The sequence below is a fragment of the Treponema sp. UBA7570 genome (genome assembly GCA_002477955.1).
GTDB lineage: Bacteria > Spirochaetota > Spirochaetia > Treponematales > Treponemataceae > Treponema_D.
Window position 1 is genome coordinate 20,929 of record DLLE01000030.1, and the last position, 11,833, is coordinate 32,761.

An 11,833-nucleotide genomic window follows, 5' to 3' on the forward strand; every position below is an offset into this window, starting at 1 on the left:
GCCCGGACTAATTTGAATTTTCTTTCAAAAAAGTCCGGGCTTTCTAATAATTTAATATTTTTTGTGCTTAGTTTTTTACTAGCGCAAATCTGTTGTACGAATCCAGTCCTGGTCTGTGTATGTGCGGTTTTCGCCACCCATTGACCAAATGAATGTGTAGTTGCTTGTTCCACAACCTGAATGGATTGACCAAGAAGGGTTGATTACAGCTTCGTCATTGTGCATTACTATGTGGCGTGTTTCCTGAGGTTCGCCCATAAAATGGAACAAAATCTGGTCTTCTGGCAAATCAAAATAGAAATAAACTTCCATACGGCGTTCGTGTGTATGAGCCGGCATTGTGTTCCAAACCGAACCAGTTTCCAGATGGGTCATTCCCATCGAAAGCTGGCATGTTTCCAAAATATCCGGGTGAATGTACTGGTTGATTGTGCGGTCGTTTGATTCTGCGGCAGAACCTGCATGCACGTGGTTTGCCTGTTCATAAGTAATTACGCGGCTTGGGTAAGAAACGTGCGCAGGAACTGAGTTCATATAGAATTTTGCAGGATTTTTCTTGTCTACGCTTTCGAGAACAACGTCTTTTGTTCCGGCACCAAGATAAAGAGCGTCGTAATGATTTACTTTGTATTCAACGCCGTCAGCAACAACAATTCCGTCACCGCCAATGTTAATCATTCCAAGTTCACGGCGCTGGAGGAAAAAGTCAACTCCAAAATCTTTCATTGGATCAATATTTTTGTCCAATTTAACTTTCTTATCTACAGGCATTGCTCCAAGAGTTACAATGCGGTCAATGTGGCTGTAAACTGCGCTTACATCATTTTTTACAAAAATATTAGAAATCAAAAACTCTTTGCGAAGTTCTTCGGTTGTCATTGTTTTAAAAGGTTCTTTTCCAGTTGAATAGCGAATATCCATCTTTTTCTCCATTTAATAAAATTTTATAAAATTAAAATCGCACTTCGTGCACTTTTATAAGTTTATTCTTCCATTGTAAAAAGTCAATCACAAGTTTGCGCAGTAAGATAATTGTGACTAAAACCGTCAGGAGTTTCTGTTAGCGTGTATTTTCCGATTACAGTAATTTCCTGATCTATAACCGGCTCTTTTCCGGCAAAATCGTATTTGAACTCAAGGCCTTGCTGACAGCAGGCAAGAGCATCTTTTATGATTACCGCATAAGAAGGCTGGCCATCCGGACTGTTTAATTTTATAAAGTTTCCTTTTATTTTAAAAGTTTTTCCGTTGAAGTTTTGCGGTTCAAGCATAAGATTAAAAACCTGGGCATAAACCATATTTGAGTTCATTTTTGTAAGATCGAAATCTACCGAAAAACCGGCTTTTTTTTCTGATTGCTCCTGATTTTTTTGCTGAATTGAATTTTTTGTACACGAAGCAAAGGTTAAGGTCAACGCGAGAAGGACAGCAGCAGCGCCGAAGGCGTTCAAAAATGGCAAAAAAGCCATTTTTGAATGAAACTGCGAATGGCCTGACGGCAGATTTTCTGCCGGCTCGCCAAAAAAATTTTTAAACAAAGAATGATTTTTCATTTTAGAAATTTCCCCGCAACCGAAAATACGACAAAAACAAAAAGATTGACCGCAACAATTGTCGAGCCAACCGGAGTTCCTGCCAGAATTGAAATTAAAAGTCCAGAAACTGAACATACAACAGAAACCGCCGCGCTGCAAATTATTACGCTTTTAAAGCTTTTCAAAACGCGCATTGCTGAAAGCGCCGGAAAAATTACCAGAGCGCTGATTAAAAGCGAGCCGACAAGATTCATTGCAAGAACGATTATTATGGCGATTATAACGGCAATTACCAGATTGTAAAGGCTTGCGTGGGTTCCGACAGCCTGAGCGAAATTTTCGTCAAAGGTTACGGCGAAAATTTTGTTGTAAAAGACGATAAATGCGGCAATTACGGCAACCGAGAGAATTACGCACAGATAAACTTCGGCTTTTGTAAGCGTCAAAATTGAAGTTGAACCAAAAAGTGTGGAACAGACATCGCCTGCAAGATTTGCGGACGAACTAAAAATGTTCATTAAAAGGTAGCCGAGAGCAAGAGATGAAACGCTTATGACGGCAATTGCGGCATCGCCCTGAATTTTTGTGTTTTTTCCAGTGCGCAAAAGGAGAATTGCGGCTATGACGGTGAATGGCAAAACAAGATACATATTGTTCGACAAATTAAGAACCGCAGCAATCGCCATGGCTCCAAACGCAACATGGCTCAATCCGTCGCCAATAAAACTGAACCGTTTTAAAACCAAAGTTACGCCAAGCAAGCTTGAACAAAGCGAAATCAAAACTCCGACAATAAACGCATACTGCACAAACGAAAAACTAAAATAATGGATTAAAGTGGACATAAAATCGTCTCCAAAATAAAAAAAATCAATTTATAAAAGTTGAAATTTTGCTTTTTTTACAAAAACTTACAAAACTTTCGTAAATTACAAAAGTTTTACTCCCATAATTCGCTTTATCTGTCCATTGCAATCCGGGCAGGTCGATTTATGCACAAATTCGGCCTTTGTTCCAAAAAAAATTTCTTTTCCAATGTGCAGAACGTGGGTTGCGAAGCGAAGCGAAGCGTCTATGTCGTGGCTTATCATAATGACCGTAATTCCGCTTTTATGCAAATTTTCGATAAGTTTGTACATTTCTTCCTGCGCTCCCGGATCAAGCGCGCTTACAGGCTCATCGAGCAAAAGCATTTTTTGAGTGGCGCACAATGCCCTGGCAAGAAGGACTCTCTGCTGCTGTCCGCCAGAAAGTTCACGGTAACATCGGCGCGCAAGATGAGCAATTCCCATTTTTTTCATATTTTTCATGGCAAGTTTTTTTTCTTCTTTTTTGTAGAACGGACGGCAACCGCAACGGCTCTGACAGCCAGAAAGAACTATTTCCCAGACGCTGGCCGGGAAATCCCTCTGAACAAAAGTCTGCTGCGGCAAATATCCAATTTCGTCCGCCAAAAGTCCGTCTCCGGTTTCGATTGTGCCAGAAATCGGCTTTAAAAGTCCAAGAATTGCCTTCATCAAGGTCGATTTTCCGGAACCATTTTCGCCGACAATGCAAAGATAGTCGCCGGAATTTACCTTGAACGACAGATTTTTTATTATGATTTTTGATTCATAACCTAAAACAAGATTTTTGCAAATTAACTGTGCCATAATTTTTGGCGTTTCCCTCCGCTTCACTTCGTTACGCTTCGGGTCGCTATGTCCGCCCTTCGCCGCAAAATCGGCTCATTGCGTGGCTTATCGCCGCGCAACTTCGGGGCTGCCAGCACTAACGCATTCACTCCTTTCCGAAAAAATCTAATTTTTCGTAATTTTCTTTCATAACATCGATATAATTTTTTCCGGCTTTTATCTGATCAAAAGTTGCAGACTGCATTGAATCGATTACAAAAATTTCACATTTTCCGTCAAATCCGGCATTTTTTATTACGGTTTTTGCAATTTTTTTGTCAGAATTTTCGGTCACAAAAACCCTCGGCTCTTCAAATTCCTGAACCTTTTTTGAAAGAAAGGCAACCGTTTCAAAACTTGCTTCCGTTTCTGCCGAACATCCGGAAAAAGCAGCAAAATATTTTGCTCCAAGCTCGTCGGTCATATAACGGAACGGAAAACGGTCGCAGAAAATCAAAGGTTTTGAAGAAAAGTCATTTTTTTTGGAAAGCTCAAGCGCAATTTCCGAAAGAGAATCAAGTTTTTTAAGATAATTCTGCAAATTTTTTGCATAAACAGAAGAATTTGCAAGATCCAAAACTTCAAGATATTCCGCAATTTTTATAACAGCGGTCTTTGCATTCTTTACGGAAAGCCAGACATGCTCGTCATATTCAATTTCGTCTTCGTGCCCGTCATTTTCTTTATTGCTTTGCATGCCTTCTACGTTTTCTTCTTCCTTAACATTTTGCGCAAGAATTTCCATTAGATTTACAGTAAATTGATTTTTGTTGTTTGAATTTTTTATAACCTGAGAAACCCAAAAATCGCTTTCGCCGCCAACATATATAAAAAGGTCAGAACTTGCAATTTTTACAATGTCGGCCGTGCTCGGCTGGTAAGAATGAAGGTCTGTTCCGTTTTTTGCAAGAAGTTCAAGTTCAAAACTGTCGCTGCCTTCAATCAAATTTTTAACCCAATCGTATTCTGGAAAAATTGTTGCAACAACTTTTATTTTTTGTTTTTCTGCTTCAGATTCTGTTTTTGTATTTTGATTTTTTTTGCAGCCTGCAAAACTCAGAGCAAGAACCGCCGCAAAAAAAAACGTAACAACTTTATTCATTTTCATTTTTTTCTCCACAACTTTTGCAAATTCCAACCAAGGTGCTTTCGCCACGGCTCACTTCAAATCCTGTATTTTTTTCAAGAGCAGCAACAAGTTTTTCCGCAGCCGCTTCATCGAAATGAAAAATTTTTCCGCATTTCTGGCACGAAAGGTGAATATGTGTCCGGCAGGAATTGCAATCAAAAAACTGATAGAAAGATTCTCTCGAACCTGGTTTTGAACATCTTTTAATTTTTCCTTCAGATTCCAGCTCCGCCAAATTTCTGTAAATGGCGCTTTTGCTGATTTCTTTTCCGCTCAAGGCAAGCTCAATTTGTTTTGCAGAAAACATCTTGTCGGGATTTTCGCTAAAAAACGAAAGAAGAGAATTTCTCTGCTCAGTAGAATAATTGATTTTCGCCATATTTCAATTTGCGAATTAGTCGCAAATTGATTTAAGCATAATGCAAAATTTCATTCAAGATTTTTCAATAAATTATCAAAAAAAAGAATAAAAATTGTAAGAAAAATTGAAATTTTAAAATCTGCGCTATAACTAAATCCGCGCCTGAGCCGTATAGAGATTAAAATATTCGCCTTTTTTGTTCAAAAGCTGTTCGTGAGTTCCGGTTTCTACAATTTTGTGGTTTTCCAAAACGGCAATTTTGTCCGCATTTTTTATCGTACTCAGGCGATGCGCAATTACAAAAGCCGTGCGTCCGCTGCACAACCTGTCAAAAGCATTTTGGATTTTTTGCTCGGTAATGCTGTCGAGAGCGCTTGTTGCTTCGTCCAGAACCAGAACAGGAGGATTTTTTAAGAAAACGCGCGCAATGCTTATCCGCTGTTTTTGTCCGCCGGAAAGCTTAATTCCACGCTCGCCGATTACGCTGTCAAAACCGTTCTGCATATTCATTATGTCGTCGTAAATCTCCGCTTCTTTTGCAGCCTCAATAATTTCTTCCTCAGTTGCCTCCGGCCGCCCATAAGCAATATTTTCTCTTATTGTTCCAGCAAACATAAAAACATCCTGCTGAACAAAACCAATTTGCGAACGAAGAGATTTTAACTTGTAATCGCGAATATCAATTCCGTTTATTTTTATTGAACCGTCCTTAACTTCATAAAAACGCGCAAGAAGATTGCAGAGAGTTGTTTTTCCACCGCCACTCGGTCCGACAAAAGCGACAGTCTGTCCTTTTTTTACTTCGAGAGAAATGTTTTTTAAGACAGGAAAATTTTCCGAATAACCAAAGCTTACGTTTTCAAAATCTACATTTTCAATTTTTGCAGAAAGTTCTACTGCGCCAGGTTTTTCCGGCATTTCTTCGTGAATTTGCATCATTTCCGAAAAACGCATAAATCCTGCCATTCCAGTGCTAAACTGCTCAACAAAATTTGCAAGACGACGGATTGGCTGCAAAAAAGCGGCAACAAACATATTTGCGGCAACCAAATCTCCGAGAGTCATTTTTCCTTTCATTATATAAAATCCGCCGACAGCCAGAATAATTACGCTCAAAATGTGAGTGACAAATTCCATTTTTGAGTGCATTCCGGCCATTGCCTTGTAATAAAGGCGTTTTGCGTCAAAAAAATTCTGATTGCTTTTTTCAAATTTTGAAAATTCGTAATCTTCATTTGTAAAAATTTTTGTAGTTCTTGCGCCGCTGATTGAACTTTCGACCGCCGAGTTGATTTCCGCAGTTTTTCCTTTTACAAGGCTCGAAGAACCCATTAAACTTTTTCGGCTCGAATAAACCGCAAAAATAAGAAGAGGCAAGGTTACAAAAACAATTACTGCAAGCTGCCAGCGAATTGAAACCATTACAAAAAATGCGCCAAAAAGCGTTAAAAGCGAAATCAGCAAATCTTCCGGTCCGTGATGCGCTAGTTCAGAAATTTCAAAAAGATCAGTTGTACTGCGGCTCATAAGCTGACCAGTACGATTTTTGTCAAAAAAAGAAAATGACTGCTTTTCGATATGTTCAAAAATATCGCGCCGCATATCTTTTTCAACGGCGACACCAAAAACATGTCCAAAAAATGTAATAAACCATTGCGCAACAGTCCGCAAAACGCACATTAAAAAACAGAGCGCAATTATTGAAAAAAAAGTAAAAATTACAGTCCGCTGAATTGAACTATCGGCGGAATCTAAATATTGCGGCAAAACTTTATTCAATGTGAATCTTGAAATTACTGGAAAAACAACATCAACGGCGGCAACAAAAACTGCGCAGAACAAATCCGCAAAAAAGAGCCATTTATGCGGCTTAAAATACGAAAAAAACAGTTTGTATTCGTTTTTCTTTACATCTCTAAAACTTAACGGCAAGACCGCAGATTTTTTGTTTTTAGCCATTTTAGTTTTCTTCAACCCATTTTTTTATGCCGTTTACAACATCGACATCAATCTGATGTTCAACACGGCAAGCATTTTCTTCGCACTGCTCTTCCGAAAGCCCCGTAATTTTCTGCAAAAAAAGTGTTAAAAGTTTGTGACGTCCATAAACATCTTCCGCCTTAAGCTGGCCTTTTCCCGTCAATTTAATCGTGTTGCCGAGCGTAAATTCTATATAACCGTCTTTTTCCAAAAGTCCCATTGCCCGGCTTACGCTTGGACGAGAAACAGCAAGTTTATTAGCAACATCAACGGAGCGGACAAAACCATTTTCAAGCTGCAAGCGCAAAATTGCCTCAAGATAGTCTTCACCAGATTCGTACATCGCACTTCCCCCTGCGTCAATTTTCTTCAATATATTCAGACTATTTTAGCAAAAAAAACATTTCCGTGCCATAATAAAAGCTCGTTATGAACAACAGCAGCAAAAATCAGTTTTAAGCATAAAAATTCCATTCATTATAAAATCATTCTCAAATCCGTGTGACATTCTGCAAAAATTAAAATAGAATAGCATTATTGAATTTGATTTCGGGCTTATTTTTTGTCCGCAAATCCTCGATTTTTAACCACGATATTCAAATATTACAAAAACTGGAGATTCCTCATGGACGATTCATTTTCTATCCGAACGGTTACGCCAAATGACATGGCTACTTTAAAATCACTTATTCTTGGGCTTGCAGAACACGAACGCCGGCCTCAAGATGTAACAGGAACCGAAGACGAGATGCGCCACTGGCTTTTTGACCGTAAAATTGCCACCGCGCTTTTTGCAGAACTTGACGGTCAGGCAATCGGCTATGCGATTTATTATCCGGTTTATGGTTCTTATTCGGCTCGCGGACGTGTTTATATCGAAGATATTTATTTTAAGCCAGAATTCCGCGGAAAAGGCTACGGAACAAGGCTTTTGGCTCATATTTGCAAAAAAGTTCTCGAAGAAGGCTATATTGGACTGGAATGGAGCGCTCTCGATTTTAACACAGGTTCAATCGACTATTATTTAAAACTCGGTGCAAAAAAAGAAAAAGGCCGTACATATTTTGATTTTTCAAAAGAATGTATGGAAAAACTTATAGCCCGAATTTCAAAATAATTTTTTACAGCATTTTCTACTGTTTTATAACCGGCAGTTCGATTACAAAACGCGCGCCGTTTTTCTTGTCCAAGCGGTCGGTTACATACAGCTTGCCATCGTGAGCTTTTATGATATGGGCCGCAATTGAAAGTCCAAGACCTGTTCCGCCCATATCCCGGCTGCGGCCTTTGTCAATTCTGTAAAAGCGTTCAAAAATCCGCTCCCTATATTCATTTGGAATTCCTTGGCCGTTGTCCTCCACCGAAATTTGAACAAGGTTTCGCTCTGCAAAAAGTTTTACTTTACAGTCGACTTCGGTATTTTCCGGACAGTATTTTATTGCGTTGTCGATTAAATTCCCCAAGGCTTCGTCAAAAAGTCCTTCGTTGAGCATACAGCAGACTTTATCGCTTTTTCCAACATCAACCGAACACAAAAGTTTTATATTTTTTAGTTCCGCCTTGCTCATAAAACGTTCGCAAACTTGTTTTGTGGCAGCAACAACATCGTGCTTCATGGTTTCTGGTTTTTTGTTGTCTTTTTCAAGTCTTGAAAGCGTAAGCAAATCTTCAATAATAGCCATCAGCCTTATGCTTTGAGCGTTTATGATTTGCAAAAAGTGAATTGCGGTAGGCTTGTCATCGATTGCGCCATCAAGCAAAGTTTCCGTAAAACCCGTAATCGATGTAACAGGAGTTTTCAATTCGTGCGAAACATTTGAAACAAAATCCTTGCGAACCTGCTCAAGACGCTGCATTTCTGTCGCCATAATTTCCATTCGGTTGCCAAGCTTTCTAAGTTCAGAAGGAGAGCGTACAGTGCTTTTTGCGTCAAAATTTCCTTTTTTATATTCTCCTGAAAGAATTTCAAGTTTTTTAATCTGATGAACGATATAAGCAGAAACAATGAACGTAAGAAGCAGAATTATTACAAAAACCGTGCACATGGTTTCGATTATTTGTTTTTTTGAGCTCGTTGAAAAATAAACTGACATCGAAAGCGGAACCGAGAGCCTTAATGCGTAAATTCCGTTTTTTGTCTGAATCGGCAAGGCATAGTACATTACGTTGTCGTTTGAAACCGTACTTTTACGAATCGCCTTTCCTTCTTTTCCAGAAAGCGCCGCCGAAATTTCTTCGCGGTCTTTGTGATTTTCGAGAGTTGAAATTTCATCAGCTTCAGAATCGCCAATCACATTTCCATCTGGAGCAACAAGCGTTATGCGAAAATCTTTTGACAAGGAATTTGAACCGCGAAATCCAACAGAATCCGTAAAATTGAATTTTTTCAAAAATTCGTCAATATTTTTATCTTTATTTTTTTCGCCTAAATGCTCAGACACAATTTGAACAAGCGAATTTCCAAAAACACTCAAATTCTCTTCAGTTTGATTTTCCGCAACCGTCCGAACCGACAAAATATTCTGCTTTAAAAGATAAAAAAATCCACAAGTCAAAATAAGTCCGTTCAGAACAAAAAGCAAAACTGTAATCGAAACTGTTTTTTTCTTAATCATTTACTCAACTGCCTCTTCTCCGTACATTCTGTAGCCAACACCGCGAATTGTTTCAATCATTTCTTTGCAGCCAGCGTCAGAAAGCTTGTGCCGGATACTCAAAATTTGAACGTCAATTGCCCGTTCTGTAACAGGATAATCCGAACCTTTGATTGCATTTATAATCTGCTGGCGAGAGAAAACCTGTCCTGCATGACGCACAAGATGTTCAAGAATTGCAAATTCAGTCGCAGTAAATTCAACCTTTTTGCCTTCAACCAAAACTTCGTGACGCGGAATATCGACAGAAATTGGGCCGGCAGTCAAAACGTCCCCAGAAACCGCAGGAGAGTTTTGATTTTGAGCACGACGCAACACAGATTGAATTCGGGCAAGCAAAACTTTTGTAGAAAATGGTTTTGTAATATAATCATCCGCTCCAAGTTCAAGTCCAGTAACAATGTCGCTTTCTTCGGTTTTTGCGGTAACCATGATGACTGGAATTGAGCGGGTAGAATCATCGCCTTTTAAAATCCGGCAGACGTCAAGACCGCTCATGTCAGGCAGCATAAGATCAAGAAGAATCAGATCTGGTTTTTCCAACCGCGCAAACTGAACCGCCTGAAGCGCATTTTCCGCACAAACCGTTTCAAACCCGCTTTTTTCAACATTGTATTTTATAAGTTCACGAATCGGCTCTTCGTCGTCAGTAATTAAAATTTTCATACCAATTCTCCCATATTTTGTTTTTTGCCGCTTTTTGACCGAAAATTGCCCGATCTGAGCATCCACTTTCTGCCTTTTAACCGCAAATCCCCGCCTAAACCGCAAATTGCCCGGTCTGACCGCTCAGTTTCCGCAAGCCGCAAATTACGCAGTTTTTCCGTCGTTCAGCATTGTTTTTACCGAATGTGCAATATTTACAGTGTGATCGCCGATTCTTTCAAAATACTTTGCAATCATCAGCACTTCAAGAGTCTGTTCCGCAGTTTTTCTGTCAGTTTTTTCGCCGCTTCCCATCATATCGACAAGGATGTTTTTTTCTTTTAAGAAAAGCTCATCAACATCATCATCCATTTTTTCAACAGTTGCCGCAAGTTCTGCATCCCGCCTTACAAACGAAGAAACCGCAGTGTTCAGCATTTTTATTGTAATATCTGCCATTTGCGTAATCAACTTATTGTATTCATTTTTTTTAAAATCAATATGGTTTGAAATTTCCGCAATGTCGCTTCCCTGGTCGCCTATTCGTTCCATATCAATTATCATACGAAGAGCCGCGCTTATAACTCGCAAATCTCCCGCAACCGGCTGCTGCTGCTGTAAAAGCCTCATGCACATTGCCTGAATTTCACGTTTTTTTACGTCGGTATTTCTTTCACATTCCATTGCACGTTCAATCATTTCTTTTTGACCAGTCACAAGCGCCTGCATTGCGTAAGTCAAACAATCTTCACATTCCGAGCCAAGAAAAACCAGCGCATCGTTAAGTTCCTTGAGCTGATTATCAAATTTAGTTCTCATGATTTCCTCCTGCTTTGCACCGCATTAGCGGCGAGCCATGGATGGCGAGAATCACAGTTTGTGAAAGCAACGCTTGAACAAACTGTAATGATAAAAATTACAAGGATGTAATTTTTATCATGCCTCCTGCTTTGCACCGCAAACTTTGTTTTTTTTGAATAATTTGAATAAATCAACCGAAACGGCCGGTAATATATTCTTCCGTTTTTTTGTTTTTTGGAGTAGAAAAAATCTGTTCGGTTTCGCCGTATTCCACAACCTTTCCAAGCAAGAAAAATGCCGTTCTGTCGCTGATTCTCGCCGCCTGCTGCATGTTGTGAGTTACAATTACAATTGTCAGGTCATTTCTAAGCTGGTCGCAAAGTTCTTCAATTTTTCCGGTCGAAATCGGGTCGAGGGCAGAAGTCGGTTCGTCCATAAGCAAAACTTCTGGATTTACGGCAAGAGCACGCGCAATACAAAGCCTTTGCTGCTGACCTCCGCTCATTCCCAGCGCACTTTTATTAAGGCGGTCTTTAACTTCGTCCCAAATTGCCGCTTCGCGCAAAGATTTTTCAACAATTTCGTCCAAGTCCGCTTTTTTTGTAATTCCATGAGTTCGAGGCCCGTAAGCAATATTGTTGTAAATGCTCATTGGAAAAGGATTCGGCTTCTGAAAGACCATTCCAACGCGTTTTCTAAGCAAATTTACATCGCAGCCCTCATAAATGCTAGTTCCGTCAAGCAAAACATCTCCAGAAATTTTGCAATTTTCGACCAAATCATTCATTCTGTTCAAAGATTTTAGCAAAGTCGACTTGCCGCAACCGCTCGGTCCAATAAAAGCCGTAATTTTATTTTCAGGAATATCCATATCTATCGAATGCAAGGCCTGAAAATTTCCATAAAACAAATCAAAATTGCGTATTGAAATCTTCGCTTTCGGAAAATTATTGTTTTCTCCCATATTGCATCTGCTCCTCTAATTTTTATTTTTTAGGCGGCTTTTTGTCGGTTTTGACCGCCAAAAACCAGGCTATCCGTGGTTCCGTGCTAAC

Annotated in this window: 13 protein-coding genes; 1 reads left to right on the forward strand and 12 read right to left on the reverse strand. The window is 39.5% G+C overall.

Going from position 1 to position 11,833, the window contains the following annotated elements; translation table 11 throughout:
• Positions 1 to 78: 78 nt before the first annotated feature.
• From kduI to B4N75_RS03560, 8 genes are all read right to left on the reverse strand, one after another.
• Positions 79 to 921, reverse strand: a complete 843-nt coding sequence (gene kduI / locus B4N75_RS03525) for a 5-dehydro-4-deoxy-D-glucuronate isomerase (RefSeq protein ID WP_296666979.1) — start codon at positions 919 to 921, stop codon at positions 79 to 81.
• A gap of 83 nt (positions 922 to 1,004) precedes the next feature.
• On the reverse strand, positions 1,005 to 1,553 hold the full coding sequence (locus B4N75_RS03530; RefSeq protein WP_296666977.1) for a hypothetical protein: 549 nt from the start codon (positions 1,551 to 1,553) through the stop codon (positions 1,005 to 1,007).
• The gene (locus B4N75_RS03535; protein ID WP_296017594.1) at positions 1,550 to 2,380 is read right to left on the reverse strand and encodes a metal ABC transporter permease; all 831 of its coding nucleotides are present in this window, start codon (positions 2,378 to 2,380) and stop codon (positions 1,550 to 1,552) included. The genes B4N75_RS03530 and B4N75_RS03535 overlap by 4 nt, the downstream gene beginning before the upstream one ends.
• 84 nt (positions 2,381 to 2,464) lie before the next feature.
• Positions 2,465 to 3,187, reverse strand: coding sequence for a metal ABC transporter ATP-binding protein (locus B4N75_RS03540; protein ID WP_296017587.1), 723 nt, complete (start codon positions 3,185 to 3,187; stop codon positions 2,465 to 2,467).
• A 127-nt stretch (positions 3,188 to 3,314) separates the two neighbouring features.
• Positions 3,315 to 4,316 (reverse strand): metal ABC transporter substrate-binding protein, encoded by a 1,002-nt coding sequence (locus B4N75_RS03545; protein WP_296692451.1) that lies wholly within the window; start codon positions 4,314 to 4,316, stop codon positions 3,315 to 3,317.
• Positions 4,303 to 4,716 (reverse strand): Fur family transcriptional regulator, encoded by a 414-nt coding sequence (locus tag B4N75_RS03550; protein WP_296667666.1) that lies wholly within the window; start codon positions 4,714 to 4,716, stop codon positions 4,303 to 4,305. The genes B4N75_RS03545 and B4N75_RS03550 overlap by 14 nt, the downstream gene beginning before the upstream one ends.
• A gap of 132 nt (positions 4,717 to 4,848) precedes the next feature.
• Complete coding sequence (locus B4N75_RS03555; protein WP_296667668.1) at positions 4,849 to 6,657, reverse strand: ABC transporter ATP-binding protein; 1,809 nt, start codon at positions 6,655 to 6,657, stop codon at positions 4,849 to 4,851.
• A 1-nt stretch (position 6,658) separates the two neighbouring features.
• Complete coding sequence (locus tag B4N75_RS03560) at positions 6,659 to 7,021, reverse strand: metal-dependent transcriptional regulator (RefSeq protein WP_296706586.1); 363 nt, start codon at positions 7,019 to 7,021, stop codon at positions 6,659 to 6,661.
• 282 nt (positions 7,022 to 7,303) lie between these two features.
• On the opposite strand from B4N75_RS03560, the gene B4N75_RS03565 reads away from it, so the two are divergent.
• Positions 7,304 to 7,795, forward strand: a complete 492-nt coding sequence (locus B4N75_RS03565) for a GNAT family N-acetyltransferase (protein ID WP_296667670.1) — start codon at positions 7,304 to 7,306, stop codon at positions 7,793 to 7,795.
• 16 nt (positions 7,796 to 7,811) lie between these two features.
• Here the strand turns inward: B4N75_RS03565 and B4N75_RS03570 are convergent, their stop codons facing one another.
• The 4 genes from B4N75_RS03570 to pstB all read right to left on the reverse strand — a co-directional run bounded on the left by B4N75_RS03570 (position 7,812) and on the right by pstB (position 11,742).
• A complete protein-coding gene (locus B4N75_RS03570) occupies positions 7,812 to 9,293 on the reverse strand; it encodes an ATP-binding protein (protein WP_296667672.1) in 1,482 nt (493 codons plus the stop codon).
• A complete protein-coding gene (locus B4N75_RS03575) occupies positions 9,294 to 9,998 on the reverse strand; it encodes a response regulator (protein WP_296667674.1) in 705 nt (234 codons plus the stop codon).
• 144 nt (positions 9,999 to 10,142) lie between these two features.
• Positions 10,143 to 10,796: a phosphate signaling complex protein PhoU gene (gene phoU, locus B4N75_RS03580; protein WP_296017506.1), complete on the reverse strand. Its 654-nt coding sequence runs from the start codon at positions 10,794 to 10,796 to the stop codon at positions 10,143 to 10,145.
• Positions 10,797 to 10,968: 172 nt separating this feature from the next.
• Positions 10,969 to 11,742, reverse strand: coding sequence for a phosphate ABC transporter ATP-binding protein PstB (gene pstB / locus B4N75_RS03585; protein WP_296017501.1), 774 nt, complete (start codon positions 11,740 to 11,742; stop codon positions 10,969 to 10,971).
• Positions 11,743 to 11,833: the final 91 nt, after the last annotated feature.